The sequence below is a fragment of the Candidatus Polarisedimenticolia bacterium genome (assembly GCA_036004685.1).
Classification (GTDB): Bacteria; Acidobacteriota; Polarisedimenticolia; order Gp22-AA2; family AA152; genus DASYRE01.
In genome coordinates this window covers 32,373-53,176 of the sequence record DASYRE010000007.1, presented here as the reverse complement: position 1 = coordinate 53,176, position 20,804 = coordinate 32,373, and the positions used below count along the sequence as shown (strand labels likewise).

Sequence of the window (20,804 nt, the reverse complement as noted above, 5' to 3'; positions counted from 1 at the left end):
CCAAATAATCCCTTGAATTCTCAGGTCAGGGTGCTAAGATGCCTCCCAATCGAGCTCTCCGGAAGAGCCGACGCTCCGGATTTTCCGGCGCACGTCCAAGCGCTCCGGAGAAGGATGCCGATGATTCTGGGAGGCGGGGCCGATGGCCGGCGAAGCTGAAAAGGCGCTGGAATTGCTCGGGATGAAGCTGCCCGAGGTTGGCAAACCGCTGGGATCCTACGTGAACTCCGTCAGAACCGGGAACCTGCTGTTCCTCTCCGGGAAGTTTCCCAAGGAAAACGGCAAGCTCAAGTACGTCGGCAAAGTCGGACGCGAAGTCACCGAAGAGCAAGCTCAGGATGCCTCGCGCCTGGCGGCCTTGAGCTGCCTGGCCGCAGCCAAGGTGGCCATCGAGGATCTGGACCGGGTCCGGCGCGTGGTCCGGGTGACCGGCTACGTCGCCTCGGCCCCGGGCTTCTATGATTCGGCGAAGGTCCTCGACGGCGCTTCCGACGTCTTGACGAAGGTCTTCGGGGAGAGGGGAAGGCATACGCGGCTGGCGGTCGGCGTGTCGGAGCTGCCTCTCAACGCCTGCGTCGAGCTGGAAATGGTCCTGGAAGTCGAATAACCCTCGCTTCGGCGAGCGAACCGAGACAGAGGAAGGGAAGCCCCCTTTCCTCTTTTTTTTGTCCCAAAGACTATAATTGAAGGGACTCGGACCTGAGGCGGCTGCACGTCGAAAGCCACCGATCCTCGCCTTCGGAGATCCCTCTTGAAATCCAAGAAGTCGGCCCTTGCTCCGCGATTCAACCGAAAGCTGATGGAGCGGGGGATCAGGATATTTCTACAGGGAATCGGGCCGGTGGTGCCTCCTTCGGTGCTCCGGGAGACTCCGCGCCAAGTCGCGGAAGCCTGGGCCGGAGAGCTTCTCGCCGGATACCGCAAAGACGGGAAGCAGCTCCTGGTTCCTCTCGCCGAGGACCCTCCCGATTCTCTGATCGTCGTCCGGGGAATCCGCTTCGTGTCGATATGCCGGCACCACCTTCTGCCGTTCCAGGGAACGGCGGCGGTCGGCTACCTCCCGGGCCCTCATCTGGCTGGATTCTCCTCTCTGGCTCGGCTGGTCGATTCGGTGGCGCGCCGGCTGCAGATCCAGGAGGATCTTTCCGAGGAGATTCTGGACCATCTCGAAGCGGTTCTCTCGCCTCGAGGAGCCGCATGCCTCCTGGAGGCAAGCCATCAATGCATGACATGCCGCGGAGCCGCGCAGCCGGGATCCCTGGTGACGACGCTGCGCTACCGGGGAGTTTTCGCGAAAAAGGCCGACATGAGGCGCGACTTGGTCGCCTTGCTGGCTGGGCCTCCCAACTATTCCGAGAGAGAATGATTCCTACGGAGAAACTGAGCCTGGTCACGTTCGACGTCGGCGGCACCCTGATCCGTCCTTTCCCGTCGGTCGGCGCCATCTATTCGGAGGTCCTGACGCGGAGAGGGTTCGCGGCCGACCCGGAAAGGACCGAGGGCGCCTTCGAGGAAGCCTGGGACGAGGCGGCGAGAATCGTGCCGCCGGATCGAGAGCGCTACAGCTGGTCTCCCGAGGGGGAGCGGGGATACTGGAGAAGGCTGCTGGCCGGCACCGTGGCTCGGCTGGGAGGAGGGGAGCCGCCGCCGGGAGCTGCGGAGGAGCTTTTCGAGCGGTTCGGGCACCGGGAGACCTGGCGGCTGTATCCGGAAGTGCGGGGTGCTCTCGAACGGATTGCCGCCCGGGGAATCACCATGGCCGTGGTCTCCAATTGGGACAGCCGGCTGCCCGCCTTGCTTCGAGAGCTCGGGATACGTCATTATTTCGGACCGATCCTGGTCTCCGCGCTGGAAGGGTACGAAAAGCCCGATCCGCGGATCTTCCACGCCGCCGCGGCCCGGGCCGGGGTCCGTCCCGGCCAGGTGCTGCATGTTGGGGACCGCCAGCTCGAGGACATCGAGGGCGCGCGCCGGGCCGGCTGCCAGTGGGTGCGGATCGAGCGGAACGGCGGGGCCGGGGAAGGCATCGTGGCGGTATTGCGAAGGCTGGAAATGGACGCCGATCGGGAGAGGACCTCGAATTGATCGTCAGCAAGCGATTTCGCTTCGAGGCGGCCCACCGGCTGCCGCGCTACCAGGGGCCCTGCTTCGAGCTCCACGGACACAGTTACGAGCTGCACGTCACCCTGGAGATGCCCGTCGACGACGACACGGGCATGACCCTCGACTTTTTCGTCCTGGAGGCCTCGGTGAAGCGGCGGGTCCTGGATCGACTGGACCACCGGAACATCAACGACACTCTGGATAATCCCACGGCGGAGAACATCGCCATCTGGATCTGGGAGCAGCTGAAAGACGAGTTTCCGGCCCTGCAGGAGATCAAGCTGTTCGAGACGCCGGACAGCTCGGTCACCTATCGGGGCCGCTGAATCGGAAGGTGTGGCGTGACGGACCGTGAGCACTTGATCATCGAGATTCGCCGCTTCCCGCACGCCAGCTGGGGAACCCTGCCGCGCCGGGACGGCACCTGGGAGTGCTTCTTTGAAATCCCGGCTCCCGGGGGGCTGCAACGCCTGCATTCCTACGGCGTGACCGAGACGGAGGCCCTGGAGAAGATGCTGGAAATTCTGCGCCGGGAGATCGTCTCCAAGCCGCCAGGGACGCCGGCATGAAAGATGCCCTGAGGGACACGCACGGCCGCGTGCACCGCAGCCTCCGGCTCTCGGTGACCGATCGCTGCAATTTCCGCTGTCCCTATTGCATGCCGACCGGAGCGATCGCCTTCCAGCCGCGAAAAGAGATTCTGAGCTACGAGGAGTTCGAAACGCTGGTTCGTATCGGGGCGCGGCTGGGAATCACCGACGTGCGGGTTACCGGAGGCGAGCCGCTCGTTCGACGGGACCTTCCCCGGTTGATCCGCAAGCTGGCCGACCTTCACGGGATACAGGATCTCGCCCTGACCACGAACGGGTACTATCTCGACGAGCTGGCCGAGCCTCTCCGAGAGGCGGGACTTCAGCGGGTGACCGTGAGTCTCGACACGCTCCGGCCGGATCGCTTCACCGCGCTGGGAGGAGTCGATGGCCTTCGCCGCGTCCTTGGCGGCCTGGCTGCGGCGCGGCGGGCAGGACTGGCCCCGGTGAAAATCAACACCGTCCTGCTCCGAGGCGTGAACGACGACGAAATCCTGGATCTCGCTCGATGGGCGCGGGAGGAAGGTCTTGCACTTCGATTCATCGAATTGATGCCGATCGGCGGGGGCCCGGCCCGCGGCCGCGAGCATCTCGTTCCGGGCCGTGAGGTCAAGGCCCGCATCGAGGAGCACTATGGCCTGACACCCCGCCTCAACGACCCGCGCGCGCCGGCCCGCCTCTTCTCCTACGCCGACGGCGGCGGGGAGGTGGGCTTCATCAACCCGGTGACGGAGCCGTTCTGCATGCAATGCGATCGCCTGAGGATCACCGCCGATGGAAAGATCCGGAACTGCCTTTTCGACTCGGGAGAGCTCGACTTGAAGGATCTCCTGCGTTCGGGCGCCCCCGAGGAGGAGATCGAGGCGGTTTGGCGGCGGGCGGTCAGAAACAAGGGGGTTGGCGGTTGTCTCGAGCTGCAGGAGGAGGCGGTCGTCCCGGCCGGCCGCAGAATGTGGCAAATCGGAGGGTGAGCCGGAGGCCGGCGGAGTCCCGCCGGGCGGTCCGGCGGTCGCCATGATCTTCTCATGGCTCGCGGCCGTCCTTGGGGTTGGAGCCCTGGGGTCCCTGCTCCTCGTCCCGCCCCGCGAGTTCGGCCGGCGGTTTCATCGAATGATCAGCTTCACGGCGCTCCTCCTCCTCGCGGCCGGCTATGCGGGCGGAGTCCTCGGGGGAGGGCTCGGCAAGGCGGCCCTCGCCTCCGCGGCTGCCCTGGTTTTCGTCTCCCAATGGTCGCCCGTCTCATGGATTCGCCCCGCTCTCTTCATGACCACCCTCTTGGGGATGGCGGCGATTCTCGCCGGCGCCCGCTTCGAGCCCAAAGCTCCTCTCATGACCGCTTCCTCCTGGAGCCTGACGGCGAACACAATCGCCGCCGGCATGCTCCTGGGCTCCGTCACGATGGGGATGATGGTCGGTCACTGGTATCTGAATGTTCCGGGGCTGGACATCAAGCACCTGCGGCGGATGACCTGGCTGCTCGCCGCGTGTATCGCGCTCAGGATTGTCTTCGGGATGGGGGGGATCGCCGCCGCCGTCCCGACCGAGGCCTCTTTGGAGACCTCGGTGTGGAGAGCCGCCGGAATCCGGCAGGCCTTCTTCTTCTGGCAGCGCGTCGCCATCGGCCTGGTCGCCCCGGCGGTTCTCGCTTTCATGGTGGACCGCACAGTCCGGATCCGCTCCACCCAATCGGCTACGGGGTTACTCTATATCGCCGTCATCTTCGTCCTCATCGGAGAGATGATTTCCCGGTTCCTGTACATGACGGCGGGCATACCGCAATGAGGTCCCCGGACCCGAGGCGGAGGTGAACGTCCAGTTCCTCTGCCCCGGCTGCGAGGCGGAAACGGCGCTTCCGCTGCCTTGGGCGCAGTCGCCGTGGACCTGCTCCCGATGTGCCAGGAAGCTGGAGCTTCACTCTCCGGGAGGGATTTACGAAGGAAAGCCGGTCTCGCGTTGCTGCCTTTGCGCCGGCCAGCGATTCTACGCCCAGCGGGACTTCAACCAGAGGATTGGCTGCGTCATCGCCGGCATCGGCGCCGCCTTGAGTCCGTTCACCTACGGTATCAGCCTGCTGGTCTGCCTGGGGATCGATCTGGTGATCTTTCTCAATGTCCCGGCGGTGGTCGTTTGCTATCGTTGCGGGGCGATCTACCGGGGGACGATTCGGGACCCGCGGCATACGGCCTTCGACCTTCACATTTCCGACATCGACCGCGAAGAAAGGAAGTATCTGGAAAAAGAGAAGACCCCATGACCGATCCCTCATCCGGCTCGGCCGGACCGGCCCTTCCGGCGGGCGACGGCAGGAGCGACGCGAGCGTCGTGACTCAGTTCTTCCTTCTGCCGCTGGCCGTCGTCGCTGGGCTCGTGGGGGTCTTTCTGCTTTACACTCTGGCGACTCGCCAACCTCCGACGGCCCGGGACCATCTGCGCACCCTTCAGTCAGGCCGCTTCAATCAAAGATGGCAGGCTGCCTTCGAGCTTTCGAACCTCCTGCGCGAGGGCAAGGACTGGAGACGGGACCCGGCGCTGCTGCGCGACGTGGCGGCTATTTTCAGGAATGAAGCCACCCATCCGCAAAGGGATCCGCGAGTAAGACGCTACCTGGCGCTCACTCTTGGAAACTCGGAATCGCGAGAGGCGGTCCCTCCGCTTCTGGAGGCGGTTCGCGATGATGACTCGGAGACACGTCTTTATGCCACTTGGGGTCTGGCGCGCCTCGCAGCTCCGGAGGCCGAACCTCTGTTCCACGAGGGGCTTAAGGACAGCGACCCGGCGGTTCGCTCAGTATCCGCCTATGGCCTCGGATTGCTTCCCGGAGATTCCTACGTGGCAGAACTGAAGCAGGCTCTGGCGGATTCGACGGAGGAAGTTCGTTGGAACGCCGCCTTGGCTCTGGCAAGAAAGGGCGATCCGGCGGGCGAGCCTGTCCTAATTAAGATGTTGGATCGTCGCTACCTGGATCGCTTCTCCTCAATGCAGCCGGATGAGAAAAGCACCACCATCCTGAACGCGATGAGGGCTCTCAAGAATTTGCAAACAAAAGGCTTATTCGACAGTGTCCGGGGTCTCTCCCAAACCGACTCCGATCCTCGCGTGCGAAAGGCGGCTCGAGCCTGGATCGAGGAAATGAAATATTGATCTTTCGCCAAATTTATATAAGCTCTTGTATTCTATTGATTTAGCAATAATTTCCATCCTTGACTCGCCTGCCGCACTGCGGCTAAAATAACGCTTCGACGGAAGTGGGACGCACCTTCCATCGCCTTCGGCCAGAAGACCGAAGGAAACAAATACGGTCCACACCGATCAAAGCACGGTCCGTTCACGCTCAAAGGGCATCGAATCGGGCGGTGGTCCGGTCTCCGGAGAAGCCAAGGCATGATCGACCATCCGGGCTATTCGGAGATACTGCTGGATCACTATCGACATCCCCGAAATGTCGGAGACCTCCCCGAGCCGGATGTCGTCGTGACGGTTGGCAATGCCGATCACGGGGACGTAATGCGCTTGAGTCTCCGGATCGACGCCGGCTGCGTCAGGGAGGCCCGGTTCAAAGTGTTTGGCTGCACGGCGGCCATCGCCGCCGGCTCGATGACCACGGAGTTGATTCGCGGGCGGCGTCTTGAAGAGGTGGGAATGATCACCAATGCCCAGGTTGCCCAGGCATTGGGAGGCCTGCCGGAAAGCAAGATTCGCTGCTCGATTCTGGCCGAGCAGGCCCTGAAGGAAGCAATCGTTCTTTACCGAAGCCGATTTTCAGATTGCGATACAGAGCACGGCACGACGAGGGAAACGACGGCTCCCGGCGTGAGCGGATGAGCCCTTCCACGACGTTCCCTGAGAGATAGATACCCCGGAGGATCCGGCTCCCGGAGTCCCAAGGGGACATGGAGGACCCAAAGGTGGCAACCCTGCGCCAGATCGAGCAGACCTTCGACGACGCTTCGGCAATCTACGACCAGATATTCCCACGAGTCATCCTTCGTTACCGCGAGATACACGAAGTGATGCTCTATTTCCTCACCTCTCTCGGAAGGGACTTCATCGACATCGTCGAGTTGGGGGTCGGCACCGGGGAGCTGACGGCGGAGGTCTTGCGGCGTTTTCCAGAAGCCGGCGTCGAGGCGATCGATCTCTCGGCGAAAATGCTCGAAGTCGCCGGGCAGAAGCTGCTTCCTTACAAGGACCGGGTCAACCTGATCCACTCCGACTTCGGCACCTATGAGTTCATGCGCGAGTACGACCTGGCCATCTCCTCGATGGCCCTGCACCATTTGCCCGACAAGGACAAGCTCAAGCTCATGAAGAGCATTCACCGCTCTCTCAAGGAAGAGGGGGTGTTTCTCTTCGGAGACTTGATTCAGTCGCCTTCGTCCTATCTGGACAAGAAGTTCTTCAGGATCTGGAAGAACTACCTGCGCTTCAACGGGCTCACGCGCGACGAGATTGAGACCCGCGTCAAGGGGCATCTCAACAACGATCTCCCGGCGACCCTCCCCGAAATCCTTCATTGGATGAAGGAAGCGGGATTCCGGGACGTCGATTGCTTGTGGAAGTACTTCAACCACGCCGTCGTGGTAGGAATCAAGTAATTGCTCGTCCGCCGGCCCCGGTCGCTGACCCTGGCGGAGAGAATCTATCTGCCGGGGATTCTCAAGGGGCTCTGGCTCACCTTGAAGCACATGTTCCGCGCCAAGGTGACGATGCAGTATCCCGAAGAGAAATGGAAGCTTCCCGAGAATTACCGTGGGCTCCCGGCTCTCGTCCGCGACCAGGACGGACGAACCAAGTGCGTCGCCTGCTTCCTGTGCCAGTGGGTCTGCCCGCCGCGCGCCATCACCATCCAAGCCCGGCAGCTGGAGGCCAGCAACGTCGAAAAGGGGCCGCAGGAGTTCGAGATCAACATGCTGCGGTGCATCATGTGCGGCTACTGCGAGGAGGTTTGCCCGGAGGAGGCGATCTTCCTGACCAAGGAGTACGAGCTCACGGGCCGGAGCCGGCAAGAGTTGATTTTCGGCAAGGAGAAGCTTCTGCAGATCGGCGGCGTGCGGTTCGATCCCGTCAAGAAATGGGCCCATAAATGAGTGAGACGGCGGTCGCCCCTTCCTCCAGCGCCGACCCCTACGGAACCTCGGCCCGCGACGAGGACGTCCTCAAGGACACTCTCTTCACCACCCGGATCGACGACCTTGTGGCGTGGTCGCGCAAGAACTCGCTGTGGCCCATGCCCATGGGGCTCGCGTGTTGCGCCATCGAGCTGATGGCGATGGTCGGCCCTCGCTTCGACATCGCACGGTTCGGAGCCGAGGCGCTCCGGTTCTCCCCGCGGCAGGCGGATCTCATGATCGTGGCCGGGACCGTCAGCAAGAAGATGGCTCCCGCCCTCAAGAAGATCTACGATCAGATGCCGGAGCCCAAATGGGTCATCGCGATGGGAGCGTGCGCCTCGTCGGGGGGCATGTTCCATTCGTATTGCACCGTTCAGGGCGTCGATGAGATCGTTCCGGTGGATATATACATTCCCGGTTGTCCCCCCCGGCCCGAGGCGCTGATCTCGGGCATCCTCGAGATCCAGAAGAAAATCGCCGGCAAGCGATGACCTTCCGCGCCTCCCTTCAGCCCCCGGCAGGGACGTCCGGGGTTCCGGAACTCCTCGACGCCTTGCGCCGCCGCATCGGCGAGCGGGGGCCGCTCCCTTTCTCGGAATTCATGCGGATGGCCCTCTATCATCCCCGCTGGGGATACTACATGCGCCCCGAGAACCCGGTGGGCCGCACGGAGGATTCCGACTATTACACCGCTCCCTCCCGGCATCCGGCATTCGGGACGCTGCTGGGAAGACAGCTCGCCGAATGTCTCGATCGAGTGGGCCGCGGAACGTCGGAAGTCGTGGAGGTGGGACCGGGGAGCGGGGAGCTCCTGCTCGCAGCGCTTGGGGAGCTTGGAAGGCTCCGCCCCGGGGCCGATTTGCCCCTGGCGACTCTGGTGGAGGGCAATCGGGATCGGGCGGAGATCCAGCGGCAGCTCTTCGAGAAAGCGGGATTCGGCCGGACCGCCCGGTGGCTGTCTCCTGCTGAATGGGAACGCTCCGCCGGCCGGTTCCGGGGATGCGTCCTGGCGAACGAGATCCTCGATGCCATGCCGGTCCATCGTCTCGTCTGCCGTGACGGAAAGCTCCATGAGATCCATGTCGGCTGGGAGAACCGACCGGTCGAAATCCTGGGTCCGCTTTCGACGCCGCGCCTGAAAGCGGAGCTGGACCGCCTGGAATGCCTCCCGCGGGAGGGCCAGGAGCTCGAGGTCCCTCTCGAGGCCATCGATTGGGTCCGAAGCGTCGCGTCGAAAGTGGAGCGCGGATACATTCTGCTGATGGACTATGGGCATCTCGCGCCGGAAATCTTCTCCCCGCGGCACCAGCGCGGCACCCTTCTGGCCTATCATCGGCATCGAGCCAGCGAGGACTATCTGGATCGAATGGGTCTCCAGGACCTCACGGCTCACGTGAATTTCAGCTCGATCCGGGCCGCCGCCGCCGAGGCAGGCTTCACCGCGAAGGGGCCGGTGAGTCAGGGAAGGTTCCTGATGGCGCTCGGAATCCTGGACACCCTGCGCCCTCCGGCAGAGGAGTTCGATTGGGAGGAGCTGCGGGAGCGGCAAGCGGTGCAGGATTTGTTCCTCGCGAGAGGAATGGGGGAGAGCCACCAGATCCTGATACTCGCCTCGGAAGGGATGGGTTTGGATCTTGCCGGCCTGGCTCCTCCCGAGCAATGGCGGGCGCCGGCGCCCGGCGATGCGCCCGGTGGCGCCTTGAACGCCGACGTGAATCTCGAGAGGGCGGGTGACATCCGGAATGGAGCGGGAAGTCCTCGAAGTTGACGTGCTGTTCGTCGGAGCGGGTCCCGCTTCGCTCGCGGGGGCCTATCATCTGGCCCGACTGATTCAGGCCCACAACCAGACCGCGGCGGGGAGCGCCGAGGCCCCCTTGCACACCAGCATCGCCCTGATTGAAAAGGGGCCCGACATCGGCTCGCATGCCTTTTCCGGCGCGGTGCTCGATCCGATCGCTCTGCGAGAGCTCATCCCGGACTTCGCCGAGAAGACCGCCCCGCTCCAGCCCGTGCTCCACGACGAAGTCAGCTTTCTGACGTCGCGGCGGCGATTTAGGCTGCCTATCGTCCCGCCGCCCCTGCAGAATCACGGCAACTACATCATCTCGCTCGGCCGTCTCGTGCGCTGGCTGGGAGAGCTCCTGGAAAAGCAGGGGGGCGTGGACGTCCTGCCCGGCTTCGGGGGGCGCGAGCTTCTCTACGACGGCGACGCGGTGATCGGGGTCCGCACGGGCGACAAGGGAGTGGACCGCCAGGGACAGCGCAAGTCGAACTACGAGCCGGGTATCGACATCCGGGCCCGGGTGACGATTCTCGGCGAGGGTCCCCGCGGAACGCTGGTGAAGGAGCTGACCCGGCGCCATCGTCTCGACGAGGGAAGGAGTCCCCAGGTCTATTCCGCGGGCGTCAAGGAGATCTGGAGCGTGCCCCGGGAGAGCGGGCTCCAGGGGCTCGTCGCGCACACGCTCGGGTTTCCGCTCAAGAATGAGACGTTCGGCGGGGGATTCGTCTACGGGCTCTCGGAGGATCAGCTCGCGGTGGGGCTGGTCGTCGGACTGGACTACAGGGACCCGACGCTCGATCTGCACCACGAGTTTCAGCGGTACAAGACCCATCCCTACGTCGCCTCCATGCTGAAGGGGGGGAAGGTCGCGGGCTATGGCGCCAAGGCCATTCCCGAGGGGGGCTTCTACGCCGTTCCGCGGCTCGTCGCGGAAGGCGCCCTCATCATCGGGGATTCGGGAGGGTTGCTGAATCCGATGCGGCTGAAGGGAATTCACCTGGCGATGAAATCGGGGATGATCGCGGCCGAGACGGTTTTCGACGCGCTGCGCCAAGGCGACACGTCCGCCACGGCGCTCGCCCGATACGAGCAGCGCTTGCGCGGCAGCTACGTGTTCCGCGAGCTCCACAAAGTCCGGAACTTCCACCAGGGGTTCGAGCACGGCCTGTGGGCGGGCCTGTTCCACTCGGGGCTCCAGATGATCACCGGCGGCCGCGGAATCCGGGAGTTCGGCCGGTTCCCTGCGGGGCACGAGCGGATGCAGAAGATCCACCGCTATTTCGAGGGCAGCGTCCCCTCGCTCGAGGAGACGCGAATCCGGTTCGACGGCCGGACCACCTTCGACAAGCTGACGGACGTTTATCATTCCGGCACGCGGCACGAGGAAGATCAGCCTTCTCACCTCCTCGTGGACACGAGCGTCTGCCGGACGCGCTGCACCGAGGAATACGGCAACCCCTGCCAGCACTTTTGTCCCGCTCGCGTCTACGAGATGGTCGAGGCCGAGGACGGCAACGGGAAGCGGCTGCAGATCAACGCCTCGAACTGCGTGCACTGCAAGACCTGCGACATCATGGACCCCTACCAAGTCATCACGTGGGTTCCTCCCGAGGGAGGAGGCGGTCCGCGCTATCTCGACATGTGACGGACCCGGAGGGGCGCGCCATGGCCAGGCTTCAAGGCAAGAGCGCCCTCGTCACGGGGGCAGGCAGCGGCATCGGTCGCGCCGCGGCGCTGCTCTTCGCGCGCGAGGGGGCGAAGGTGGCGGTCGCCGGCCGCCGGATGGACCCCTTGAACGAGACCGTCCGCCTGATTCGCGCCAGCGGCGGAGTCGCGATCGCGGTCCCGGCCGACCTCGCCGATCCTGCGCAGGCGGAGAGCGCGGTCGGGCGAGCCCTGGAGGAGTTCGGAGAGCTGCGGATCCTGTTCAACAATCACGGGACGTTCGAGCCGGGCTCCGTGGTCCGGACGGATCCGGAGACCTGGGACCGCGTGTTGGCGAACAACCTTCGATCGGTCTACCTCGCCTCCCGCGCGGCCGTGCCGGGTATGAGCCGGACCGGCGGGTCGATCATCAACAACGCGTCGACCCTCGGCCTGGTGGCGATGACCGACGCCGCCGCCTATTGCGCCGCCAAAGGCGGAGTGATTCAGCTGACGCGGGCGATGGCCCTGGATCACGCGCGCGAGGGGATTCGCGTCAACGCGATCTGCCCCGGAGTCGTCGACACCCCCCTGTGGAGGGCCCGCCGCGATCGTGAGGGCAAGGCGCTGGAGCGCGGCGAGTTCGACCGGCTGCATCCTCTCGGCCGCATGGGCACGCCGGAGGACGTGGCCGCCCTCGCCCTCTATCTGGCCTCCGACGAATCGCAATGGATGACGGGAAGCGTCGTCACCCTGGACGGGGGACTCACCGCTTCCTGAGCCGGCCCCGCTTGATCTTGATTCCGTGATGGGAGTAGCCTTGCCGGGAGTTAACCCTTCCGGGTGCGGAGGGGCTCTTCCTGCGGTTTTTCCCCTGAGGAGCGTCGTTTATGAAGCGGCTACTGCTCGCGATGTTCGGTTCCATCCTGTTTTTCGTTCCGGCTTGCCAGGCGAGAGGCAGCGATCCCGCGGGCAAAGCGGCTCCCGCGAAGGCTTCTCCGGCTTTGCCGGCGGCGAAAGTCTCTCCGACCACGCCTCTCGCCCGCGTGAACGGGACGGAAATCCCCTCCCAACAGCTGGAGCAGGCCGTGAAGCTCTTCCTCGACAAGAACGGGCAGGATCCGAAGGCCGTGCCCGCTGCGCAACTGCAGGATCTGCGCAAGCAGCTTCTCGACAGCCTCGTCAGCTCGGAGATCCTTTTCCAGGCGACCCGTGCGGCGAAGATCGCCGTCCCCGAGGGCTCGGTCGACCGGCAGCTCCAGGAGCTGCAGGCGAAATTCCCCTCGGAGGCGGAATTCACCAAGTACCTTCAAGAGCAGGGCCTCACCGCGGCCGAGATGAAGGAGCGGGTCCGCCGCAACCTTGCCATCGAGCAGCTCGTCAAGAACGAGGTGGACTCGAAGATCTCCGTCTCCGACGCGGAGATTTCCGACTACTACCAGAAGAATAAGGAGCGGATGCGCCGGCCCGAGGCCGTCAAGCTCTCGGAGATCTTCGTGCGGGCCGATGCCCGCGCCGAGGCGCCCGTGAAAGCGAAAGCCCGGCAGAAGATCGAGGCCCTGCTCAAGGAGGTGCGCGGCGGCAAGGACTTCGCGACCCTGGCCCGCCAGTTCTCGGAGAGTCCGGATGGGAAGGACGGCGGGGAAATGGGCTATGTCTCGCGCAACGGAACCCTACCGGTCCTTTCTCAAGCCGCCTTCAATCTCAAGGTGAACGAGGTGAGCGACGTCGTCGAGAGTCCGTTCGGGTTTCACATCCTGAAGGTCACGGGCAAGAAGGCTGCGGGCGACGTGAGCCTCGCCGAGGCCAAGAAGCAGATTTCCGCCTTTCTGTCTCAACAAAAGGAGAAGGAAGCGTTCAACGCCTATCTCGGCAAGTTGAAGGCCGGAGCGAAGATCGAGATTCTCACGCCGACGCCCTGAGGCGGAAGTCGGCGGGATGCGCCCGGCCCGGAGGTGCCCGATGGCGCAGGGAAGAGTGAAGTGGTTTAACCGCGAGAAGGGATTCGGCTTCATCGTCGCCGAGGACGGACAGGATGTCTTCGTGCACCGCACCTCCCTGAAGGGAGGCGGGAAGCTCCAGACGCTGCGGGAGGGAGACGCGGTGATCTTCGACGTCGAGAAGGGAGAACGAGGTCCCAAAGCGGCGAATGTCGTGCGCCAAGGCCCGGAGGGGGCGAGCGGATCGGATGGGCCGTGAGCCGGTTCGTGGTCGGAAAGGCGAAGGAGCTTCCTCCCGGCCTTTCCCGGAGCGTCCGAGCGGGGGGGCGGAGGGTCGCCCTGTTCAACGAGGGAGGCTCCCTCTTTGCGGTGGACGAGGCCTGCCCTCACATGGGCGCCGACCTCAGCAACGGCGATCTTCGAGACGGGACGCTGACCTGCGCGTGGCATCACTGGTGCTTTGATATCCGGACGGGCCAAGGCCTCACGCGGAGCTGGGCCCGATTGAAGACGCATCGCCTGTCTCGCCAGGGCGAGGATCTGGTTTTGGAGATCGAGGAGACGCCTCCGCAACCCCTCCAAGAAGACATCCACTCCGACGGCGAGGAGTAATGAGCGCCGGCGCCGGCCGCCCTTGCTGCTTCCTTAACGTCGCGACGAGCCTGGATGGCAAGATTGCTTCCCACCGGAGGGAGCGCCCCGGCTTTCCGAGCCGTGAAGATCGCCGGCTGATGGATCGCATCCGAGCGCGCTCCGACGCCATTCTGATCGGCGCCGGGACGCTCCGCGCCGTCGATTTCCCGCTGCGGATTCGCTCGCGGACGCTGCGGAAGCAGCGCCTGGCGGCGGGTCGCGCCGAACAGCCTCTCAACATCCTGCTGAGCTCCTCGCTGGCCGTCCCGCGACAGGGACGGTTCTTCCAGGCCTCCGACGTACGGCGGCTCGTCGTGACCACCGCGTCGGCTCCGAGCCGCCGGCTGAGCTCCGTCCGGCGCTCCTCGGAGGTGCTCGTCCTCGGAAGGAAGAAGGTCCTGCTCCCCCGGCTCATGCGCGAGCTGCGGGCCCGGGGCGTCGCTCAATTGCTGCTGGAGGGGGGAGGAGAAACGAATTTCGACTTCTTTCGCCGGGGGCTGATCGACGAAATCTACCTCACGCTTTGTCCATTGATCATCGGCGGCTCCCGCAGTCCGACTCCGGTGGACGGCGCCGGCTTCCTGCCGGATCGTTTCCCTCACTATCGCCTCGTCTCGCTCCGCCGTTCCCGAGGCGAGCTTTTTCTGCACTATCTCCGCAAGTCCGGTCCACGAGATTGATTGGGGCTCGAGGGATCGTTGACAGGCGCGCTCGGCCAACCTATAATATCCGACATAAGAGGTCGGATATCGAAGACGGGAGAGGTCGGACGGAGCATGTTTCGACTCAGCAAGAAGACCGACTACAGTCTCATGGCCCTGAAGCACATCATGGCCAAGGATAATCAACGCTCCAGCGCCCGTGAAATCGCCGAAGCCTACGGCATCCCCTTCGAAGTCCTCGCCAAGCTGCTGCAGACTCTTGCCCGCAAAGGGCTGCTCGTGTCCCAGCATGGCACCAAGGGGGGTTACTCTCCGGCGCGCGGTTCGGCCTCCATCAGCGTGCGCGAGGTGATGGAAGCGATCGAAGGCCCCGTCGCCCTGATCGATTGCGAGAGTCGCCGAAGGGGACCCTGCGAGCAAGAGGGCCTCTGCCGCGTGCGCCGGCCCCTGGCGAAAGTCCAGCAGATGGTGATCGACCTGCTGGACCGCACGACCCTGAGGGAGATCTGAGATGAGCGATCGGGCTCCGGTGTACATGGATCATCAGGCCACCACGCCGGTCGATCCCGCGGTCCTCGAGTCGATGCTCCCGTTCTTCGGGCGGGAGTTCGGAAACGCTGCCAGTCGGAGCCACGCGTTCGGATGGCGGGCCGAGGAGGCGGTGGAGAAGGCCCGGGAGTCGGTCGCGTCCCTCGTCCACGCCGCGCCGGGCGAGGTCGTCTTTACCAGCGGCGCGACGGAGTCGGATAATCTGGCGCTCTTCGGGGCCGCCGAAGCCTATGCCGAAAAGGGAAAGCACCTCATCACGTGCCGGACCGAGCACAAGGCGGTTCTGGACGCGTGCGGCCGCCTGGAGCGTCTCGGCTACCGGGTCACCTACCTTCCCGTCGATTCCTACGGCCGCGTCTCCGCCGAGGCGGTGGCCGACGCCGTCACCGACGGCACGATCCTGATCTCCATCATGGCCGCCAACAACGAGGTGGGAACGGTTCATCCGGTCGAAGAAATCGGCCGAGTCGCCAAAGCGAAGGGAATCCTGTTCCATTGCGACGCCGCCCAGGCGGTGGGAAAGATTCCCATGGACGTCGAGGCGATGGGAATCGATCTCATGTCGTTCTCCGCCCATAAGATCTACGGCCCCAAAGGGGTCGGAGCGCTGTACGTGCGAAAGCGCCATCCACGCGTCCGGATCGCTCCCCAGATCGTGGGAGGCGGCCATGAAAAGGGGCTGCGTTCCGGCACGCTCAACGTTCCCGGCATCGTCGGATTCGGCAAAGCCTGCGAAATCGCCGGGCAGATCCTGCCGGAGGAATCGGTCCGGCTGGCGGGCCTGCGCGACCGGCTGCAGGCGAGGATCGTCTCCGATCTGGAGGACGTGCACCTGAACGGGCACCCTCATCTGCGTCTCCCGCACAGCCTCAACGTGAGCTTCGCGTACGTCGAAGGGGAGTCTCTGATGATGTCGATGAACGACGTCGCGGTCTCCTCCGGCTCCGCCTGCACCTCCGCCAGTCTCGAACCCTCCTACGTGTTGAAGGCGATGGGAGTCGGCGACGAGATGGCCCACACCTCCCTGCGGTTCGGGCTCGGACGGTTCAATACCGCGGAAGAGGTAGAATACGTGGCCGGCCGGGTCGTGGAGAGCGTGATGCGCCTGCGCGAGATCTCGCCCCTTTACGAGATGGCCCGGCGGGGCGCACCGGGCGCGTCGTGGCCGGCCGGGCAATGAACGGCGCTTCGCGCGAGGCGAGCAGCGCGAAGGTCGCGGAGCGGTGCCGCCGGCCGCGGAACGCCGGCAGCTTCTCCCCCGGGGAGCCTGGGGTGGGAACGGGGACCGCTGGGGAAGCGGCGAAAGGCGATCTGGTCCGGATCCAGCTGCGCTTCGTCGAAGGCGGGCGGATCGAAGAGGCGCGCTTCAAGGTCTTCGGGTGCGGCAGCTCCATCGCGTGCGCTAGCCTGGCCGCCGAATGGGCGACGGGACGGACGTTGGGCGAGGCGCTGGAGATTCGGAACGACGACATCGCCCGGGAGCTGGAGCTCCCGGAGGAAAAAATCCACTGCTCGGTCCTGGCGGAGGACGCGCTCCGCGCGGCCGTGGAGGATTTTCTCGATCGGGGCGAAGCGGAAGGTAAAACCACTTCGGGAGGAAAGGGATGATTCAGCTGACCGAGAAGGCGGCCCAGGAAGTCAAGGGCCTGATGGCGAAGGAAAGCCTGGAAGGATACGGGCTGAGGGTGAGCGTCGCGGGAGGCGGCTGCTCGGGATTGTCCTACCGTCTGGTGTTCGAGAAGGAGCCGGGCAAGGCGGATCGGGTCTTCGAGCAGCATGGGGTCAAGGTCATCGTGGATCCCAAGAGCTACCTCTACCTCAACGGAACCACCGTGGACTTCACCGACGGCTTGAACGGCACCGGCTTCACGTTCGTGAATCCGAACGCCAAGGGCGAGTGCGGGTGCGGGACGTCGTTCCACACATGAGCGTCGTCCCTCTCGCCGGAGTCGCGCCGTGCCTGGGCCCGGCATGGCGAGGGAGCACCGTCGGCCGTCGATCGACAGGAGAACTGAACCGTGGACGAAGCGAGCGCTAACACGAACCCGCCGCCCGCCGCCGCCGGGCCGAAGGAGGCGCCGGCCGCGGCCGCACGTCCGGCCCGGAAGCCGCGCAAGCCTCGACCCAAGGCGATCATCAATGAAAACGGCTGCACCGGGTGCGAGGCGTGCATCACGGTGTGCCCCGTGGACTGCATCGTCAAGATCCCCAACCCCGACTCTCCCGAGGTGAATCCGATCTGTCGCGTCGACTGGGATCGCTGCACCGGCTGCACGATCTGCGCGCGGGACTGCCCGTGGGAGACGATCGACATGATTCTGCCCAACCAGCCGGGCATTCGCGTCCTGGTGGAGTCGTACTCGATGCCGGAGTATGGGACGCAGTTCATCCCCGATCCGCAGGAAGAAACGGCCGCCTGACCGGTCCGGCTCGAGAAACTCGCGGAAAGGAACGCTCGTGGCGGAACGGATCCGAATCGTCCAGCGCTCCGAAATCCCCGCCGGAACGGGCAAGGTGGTCGTGGCGGAGGGAAAGGTCCTGGCCGTTTTCAACGTGGAAGGGAAGTTCCATGCCGTGGAGAACACCTGCCCCCACCGGGGGGGACCTCTGGGCGAAGGCAGCCTGGAGGGCGCCGTCGTGACCTGCCCCTGGCACGGCTGGCAGTTCGACGTCTGCACCGGGGCGAGCCCGCGCAACCCGAACGTCTCCGTCCGATGCGTTCCCCTGGAGGTTCAAGGGGACGACGTCTTCCTCCTCACCGAATAAGCACGGCCTTCGACGACTCATCGAGATGGCGCGGCGAGGCTGCTCGAGCGGCGGGCTCCTGACCGGCTCGCCGCAGGGGGGGCGTCCAAGCACTCGCGCGGCGGCCGCCCGGACGATTCCCGCCTTGAAGTTCCCCGGCACCCGGGGCGCTGCTCGCTTAGCGCGGGTGCCGGCGGCGCTCGGCGGTGCGTTCGGCCTCGAGGCGCTCGAGAGCTGCTTCGGAGTGATTGGTGAACCGCATCGCGTCCGCCATCGCGCGGTGTCCGGCCTGATCCGCAATGAGGCGGTGCATCTGCTGGCAAACGCGCCGGTAGGCGGGATGACCCTGCAGCGTGGTCCTGAGCTCGATCACGTGCATCGCCTCGCGGGCATTCATGTCCATGTAGAAGCGCACGCGGTACGCCATGGCGATACCGTAGGGCGCCACCTCGCCGAGGCCGGCGCGAGCGATGGCGTCGTAGAGGTTGGCCGACGCTTCCATCGCACTCGTCCAATCGTCGAGCGCGCCCGCCTCTTCGATGGCCGCGGGCGTCGCGTAACCCAGGCGGGGAGAGAGCGGTTGCCACTCGAGCGTCAGGATTCGATGGCGCTGCAGATCACGGAAGGCCCCGTAATCGGCGAGGATGTCGAAGCGATAGCGGGTCCTCTCGAAAGCGCGCCCGGGCTTGTGTCGCCGGTTGGCGCGCTCTCCGAGGTAGGCGCTGAGCACCTCGCGACGCTGCCCCGAGGTCATTTGCCGCGCGATCCGGAGCAGTTGATCGTCGGGCAGCGTGGAGGCCGCATAGAGCGCGGCGGCCACCACCTTGGTCTCTCCTTCGGGGTCGAAGTCCGTGAGAGTCACTTCCTCCCGGGATTCGGGCTCGATCGAGGCGAGGAGCCGGCTCGCCGTCGCACGGGTCGTCTCGCGCGCGCGCGTGAGATAGTCCGACCACGCCGCGCCTCGCTCCGGCAGATCCACGCGCCGCAGAAACGCCGGGATGACTTTGCGCAGCTCGATGAGGATCTGCTCCGCGTACCAGCGGACCTCCTCGAGGGGATGGGCGCGCATGCGCAAGAGCAGCTGTTCATACGCCTGAGCGGTCGCGTAAATGCCGACGTTGGATTGGGTCGCGGCGGGAAGCAGGCCGCGCAGCGTGTCAAGGGCTTTGGCCCGGATGCTCATGCGGTAGACCGCGTCGGACTCCTCGGGCTGTTTGGGCACGCTTCGCGTGTAGTGGTCCCGCATCCTCGGCAACCATGTTTTGTAGGTGTCGAAGGCTGCATCGAGGGTGCTCACGTAGCGCTCGCGCAGGTCGCCTTGAAGCTCCTCGGGGATATGGAAGCGGTAACGGCCGGCGGGCCGATCGTCGTACGGCACGTAGCGCGTCGACTGTTCGAGGTAGGCCATGAGACGACCCCACTCGAGGACCTTCGTGAGGATGTTCGAAGCCCCCTCGCAGGCCAGATGCACCCCGCCGAGCTGGGCCACCGAATCGTCGCCATACTCGAAAAAGACGCGATCGTAGAGTTCTTCGGCTCGCGCCAGGCTCCTGTGCGGCGCGCCGGGGGCCGCGGCCCCCGCAGGGGTGGTGGAAAGCTCGCCGGCGAACTCGTCCAGGAAAAGCCGACGCAGCGATTTAGCCGAGCGGGAGTAGCGGGCGAAGAGCGCCCCTTTGACCACCTCCGGCAGATTCGTGAGCGCGAAGACCGGACCGTCGAGATTCGTGAAGTGCGGGGCGAGGACAACCCGCTCGGCGGCCGTGAAGTTCTCGGTCATTCTTCGAACCCCGTGAGAGCTTGGGACTCCTTGCGCGTGAGACTCAAAGCCATAATACCGTTGTTCAAGGCGCGGCTCGACCCACTTTGTCGACAACGCGTCCCGGCATTAGCGTCCCCGGAAGATCCTTCCGGGATGGAATCCCGCGGGAAGGGCGCCGCGCTCCATCCGCAGGACCATTTCGGCGACCGCCTCGGGCGTCGGGTTGTCGGCCACGATCTGGTCGATGAGCTCTTCCCCCCAGCTCCCATGCATGGCATGGAGGATCCGCCCCAAGATCTGCTCATCGCTGGCGGAAGGGTCCCGCTTCCTCTCCCGGGCGAACGCCTCACGGATCATCCGCCGGCGGTGGCGGGCGCTCGCGAGATAGCGCTTCCAGGACCAGAGCCCGAACAGAATCAGGCCGATCGCCGCCGCGGCTACGGCGGAGGCCTTGGCCAGGAGGATTCCGCCGGCCGCGAAGAGCGACCACCGGATCGGATCCCAGAGCAGCCGCGTGGCAGGACGCAGCAGAAAGGGGGGACGATCGTAGACGGGGCGCTCCCGGACTCCTTGCATCCAAAGGCCCATGAGCAACGAGAGGGCCAGGGCGCCGAGACCGATCAGCCCTTGCAGCACGGCGCGGGACGCCTCTTCGGGCCGCAGAGCCTACCAGCCACTGTGGCGCTCTTCCTTCCAGGGATCGCCGCGCCGGTGATAGCCATTGCGCTCCCAGAGCCCGAGCCGATCCTCGTCCATAAACTCCAGGCCGTTGGCCCACTTGGCGCTCTTCCAGAAATAGAGGCGCGGGACGACGAGCCGCATCGGTCCGCCATGCTCCGCCTCCAGCGGCTTTCCGTCGTGATGGGTGGCGAAGAGCACGTTCTCCTCAAGCAGGACCGCGATGGGAAGATTGGTGGTGTAATCGCCGTACCCGTGGACCATCACGAACCGGGCGGCAGGCTCGGGCTCGGCGAGGCGGACGAGCTCCCGGGAGGAAACTCCCCCCCAGCGATTATCGAAGCGGCTCCAGCGGGTCACGCAGTGGACGTCCGAGACCCACTCCACCCGTGGCAGGGCGCCGAATTCCTCCCAGGTCAGCGAAATCTCCTGTCGTACCCGACCGAAGAGCCGGAAGCGCCAGTCCCGCCGATCGATCCGCGGAACGTCGCCATAGGTGAGAACCGGCCACTTCAAGGTGCGCGCCTGGCGCGGAGGAAGGCGATCCTTCGGGGTCTTGGCCGTTCCCGAGCGTTCGTCATTCATCGAATGCTCCGATTCCGATGGG

General features: G+C 65.0%; 29 protein-coding genes. 26 read left to right on the top strand and 3 right to left on the bottom strand.

All coding sequences use genetic code 11. The annotated features are described in order from the left end of the window. Positions 1-142 precede the first annotated feature (142 nt). From VGR67_01365 to VGR67_01240, 26 genes are all read left to right on the top strand, one after another. Positions 143-607, top strand: a complete 465-nt coding sequence (locus VGR67_01365; protein ID HEV8335051.1) for a RidA family protein — start codon at positions 143-145, stop codon at positions 605-607. Positions 608-751: 144 nt separating this feature from the next. Then, positions 752-1,366, top strand: a complete 615-nt coding sequence (folE, locus tag VGR67_01360; GenBank protein ID HEV8335050.1) for a GTP cyclohydrolase I — start codon at positions 752-754, stop codon at positions 1,364-1,366. Further along, on the top strand, positions 1,363-2,085 hold the full coding sequence (locus VGR67_01355) for an HAD-IA family hydrolase (GenBank protein ID HEV8335049.1): 723 nt from the start codon (positions 1,363-1,365) through the stop codon (positions 2,083-2,085). Before folE ends, VGR67_01355 begins: the two co-directional genes overlap by 4 nt. Next, positions 2,082-2,429, top strand: coding sequence for a 6-carboxytetrahydropterin synthase QueD (queD, locus tag VGR67_01350; GenBank protein HEV8335048.1), 348 nt, complete (start codon positions 2,082-2,084; stop codon positions 2,427-2,429). The genes VGR67_01355 and queD overlap by 4 nt, the downstream gene beginning before the upstream one ends. A gap of 15 nt (positions 2,430-2,444) precedes the next feature. Further along, positions 2,445-2,672, top strand: a complete 228-nt coding sequence (locus VGR67_01345; GenBank protein HEV8335047.1) for a hypothetical protein — start codon at positions 2,445-2,447, stop codon at positions 2,670-2,672. After that, positions 2,669-3,664 (top strand): GTP 3',8-cyclase MoaA, encoded by a 996-nt coding sequence (moaA, locus tag VGR67_01340; protein ID HEV8335046.1) that lies wholly within the window; start codon positions 2,669-2,671, stop codon positions 3,662-3,664. The genes VGR67_01345 and moaA overlap by 4 nt, the downstream gene beginning before the upstream one ends. A 43-nt stretch (positions 3,665-3,707) precedes the next feature. Further along, the gene (locus VGR67_01335) at positions 3,708-4,475 is read left to right on the top strand and encodes a hypothetical protein (GenBank protein ID HEV8335045.1); all 768 of its coding nucleotides are present in this window, start codon (positions 3,708-3,710) and stop codon (positions 4,473-4,475) included. Positions 4,476-4,497: 22 nt separating this feature from the next. Continuing rightward, the gene (locus VGR67_01330; GenBank protein ID HEV8335044.1) at positions 4,498-4,947 is read left to right on the top strand and encodes a hypothetical protein; all 450 of its coding nucleotides are present in this window, start codon (positions 4,498-4,500) and stop codon (positions 4,945-4,947) included. Next, complete coding sequence (locus VGR67_01325; GenBank protein HEV8335043.1) at positions 4,944-5,834, top strand: HEAT repeat domain-containing protein; 891 nt, start codon at positions 4,944-4,946, stop codon at positions 5,832-5,834. The genes VGR67_01330 and VGR67_01325 overlap by 4 nt, the downstream gene beginning before the upstream one ends. 240 nt (positions 5,835-6,074) lie before the next feature. After that, positions 6,075-6,515 carry an iron-sulfur cluster assembly scaffold protein gene (locus tag VGR67_01320; GenBank protein HEV8335042.1) on the top strand — a complete coding sequence of 147 codons (441 nt, stop codon included), beginning with the start codon at positions 6,075-6,077 and terminating at the stop codon, positions 6,513-6,515. Positions 6,516-6,583: 68 nt separating this feature from the next. Further along, positions 6,584-7,288, top strand: a complete 705-nt coding sequence (locus VGR67_01315; GenBank protein ID HEV8335041.1) for a methyltransferase domain-containing protein — start codon at positions 6,584-6,586, stop codon at positions 7,286-7,288. Further along, complete coding sequence (gene nuoI / locus VGR67_01310; GenBank protein HEV8335040.1) at positions 7,289-7,780, top strand: NADH-quinone oxidoreductase subunit NuoI; 492 nt, start codon at positions 7,289-7,291, stop codon at positions 7,778-7,780. It abuts the gene before it with no gap. Next, positions 7,777-8,295 carry an NADH-quinone oxidoreductase subunit B family protein gene (locus tag VGR67_01305; GenBank protein ID HEV8335039.1) on the top strand — a complete coding sequence of 173 codons (519 nt, stop codon included), beginning with the start codon at positions 7,777-7,779 and terminating at the stop codon, positions 8,293-8,295. Before nuoI ends, VGR67_01305 begins: the two co-directional genes overlap by 4 nt. Continuing rightward, positions 8,292-9,572: an SAM-dependent methyltransferase gene (locus VGR67_01300; GenBank protein HEV8335038.1), complete on the top strand. Its 1,281-nt coding sequence runs from the start codon at positions 8,292-8,294 to the stop codon at positions 9,570-9,572. The genes VGR67_01305 and VGR67_01300 overlap by 4 nt, the downstream gene beginning before the upstream one ends. Beyond that, a complete protein-coding gene (locus VGR67_01295) occupies positions 9,535-11,232 on the top strand; it encodes an electron transfer flavoprotein-ubiquinone oxidoreductase (GenBank protein ID HEV8335037.1) in 1,698 nt (565 codons plus the stop codon). Before VGR67_01300 ends, VGR67_01295 begins: the two co-directional genes overlap by 38 nt. 20 nt (positions 11,233-11,252) lie before the next feature. Beyond that, entirely contained in the window at positions 11,253-12,011 is a 759-nt protein-coding gene (locus VGR67_01290; protein ID HEV8335036.1) for a glucose 1-dehydrogenase, read from the top strand. A 110-nt stretch (positions 12,012-12,121) separates the two neighbouring features. Continuing rightward, positions 12,122-13,153, top strand: a complete 1,032-nt coding sequence (locus tag VGR67_01285) for a peptidylprolyl isomerase (protein HEV8335035.1) — start codon at positions 12,122-12,124, stop codon at positions 13,151-13,153. 40 nt (positions 13,154-13,193) lie between these two features. Continuing rightward, a complete protein-coding gene (locus VGR67_01280) occupies positions 13,194-13,430 on the top strand; it encodes a cold shock domain-containing protein (GenBank protein ID HEV8335034.1) in 237 nt (78 codons plus the stop codon). Further along, a complete protein-coding gene (locus tag VGR67_01275) occupies positions 13,427-13,783 on the top strand; it encodes a Rieske (2Fe-2S) protein (GenBank protein HEV8335033.1) in 357 nt (118 codons plus the stop codon). Before VGR67_01280 ends, VGR67_01275 begins: the two co-directional genes overlap by 4 nt. Next, positions 13,783-14,484, top strand: coding sequence for a dihydrofolate reductase family protein (locus VGR67_01270; protein ID HEV8335032.1), 702 nt, complete (start codon positions 13,783-13,785; stop codon positions 14,482-14,484). The genes VGR67_01275 and VGR67_01270 overlap by 1 nt, the downstream gene beginning before the upstream one ends. A 96-nt stretch (positions 14,485-14,580) precedes the next feature. Continuing rightward, positions 14,581-14,976, top strand: coding sequence for an Rrf2 family transcriptional regulator (locus VGR67_01265; protein ID HEV8335031.1), 396 nt, complete (start codon positions 14,581-14,583; stop codon positions 14,974-14,976). A gap of 1 nt (position 14,977) precedes the next feature. Continuing rightward, positions 14,978-16,195, top strand: coding sequence for an IscS subfamily cysteine desulfurase (locus VGR67_01260; GenBank protein ID HEV8335030.1), 1,218 nt, complete (start codon positions 14,978-14,980; stop codon positions 16,193-16,195). Continuing rightward, positions 16,192-16,623 (top strand): iron-sulfur cluster assembly scaffold protein, encoded by a 432-nt coding sequence (locus VGR67_01255; protein ID HEV8335029.1) that lies wholly within the window; start codon positions 16,192-16,194, stop codon positions 16,621-16,623. The genes VGR67_01260 and VGR67_01255 overlap by 4 nt, the downstream gene beginning before the upstream one ends. After that, positions 16,620-16,943 carry an iron-sulfur cluster assembly accessory protein gene (locus VGR67_01250; GenBank protein HEV8335028.1) on the top strand — a complete coding sequence of 108 codons (324 nt, stop codon included), beginning with the start codon at positions 16,620-16,622 and terminating at the stop codon, positions 16,941-16,943. Before VGR67_01255 ends, VGR67_01250 begins: the two co-directional genes overlap by 4 nt. 90 nt (positions 16,944-17,033) lie before the next feature. Next, positions 17,034-17,435 (top strand): 4Fe-4S dicluster domain-containing protein, encoded by a 402-nt coding sequence (locus tag VGR67_01245; GenBank protein ID HEV8335027.1) that lies wholly within the window; start codon positions 17,034-17,036, stop codon positions 17,433-17,435. A 37-nt stretch (positions 17,436-17,472) separates the two neighbouring features. Beyond that, a complete protein-coding gene (locus VGR67_01240) occupies positions 17,473-17,781 on the top strand; it encodes a Rieske 2Fe-2S domain-containing protein (GenBank protein HEV8335026.1) in 309 nt (102 codons plus the stop codon). Positions 17,782-17,938: 157 nt separating this feature from the next. Here the strand turns inward: VGR67_01240 and VGR67_01235 are convergent, their stop codons facing one another. The 3 genes from VGR67_01235 to VGR67_01225 all read right to left on the bottom strand — a co-directional run bounded on the left by VGR67_01235 (position 17,939) and on the right by VGR67_01225 (position 20,782). After that, entirely contained in the window at positions 17,939-19,537 is a 1,599-nt protein-coding gene (locus tag VGR67_01235) for an FAD-dependent thymidylate synthase (protein ID HEV8335025.1), read from the bottom strand. Positions 19,538-19,645: 108 nt separating this feature from the next. Continuing rightward, entirely contained in the window at positions 19,646-20,155 is a 510-nt protein-coding gene (locus tag VGR67_01230) for a hypothetical protein (GenBank protein HEV8335024.1), read from the bottom strand. Between the two features lie 30 nt (positions 20,156-20,185). Further along, complete coding sequence (locus VGR67_01225; GenBank protein ID HEV8335023.1) at positions 20,186-20,782, bottom strand: sulfite oxidase-like oxidoreductase; 597 nt, start codon at positions 20,780-20,782, stop codon at positions 20,186-20,188. Positions 20,783-20,804 lie beyond the last annotated feature (22 nt).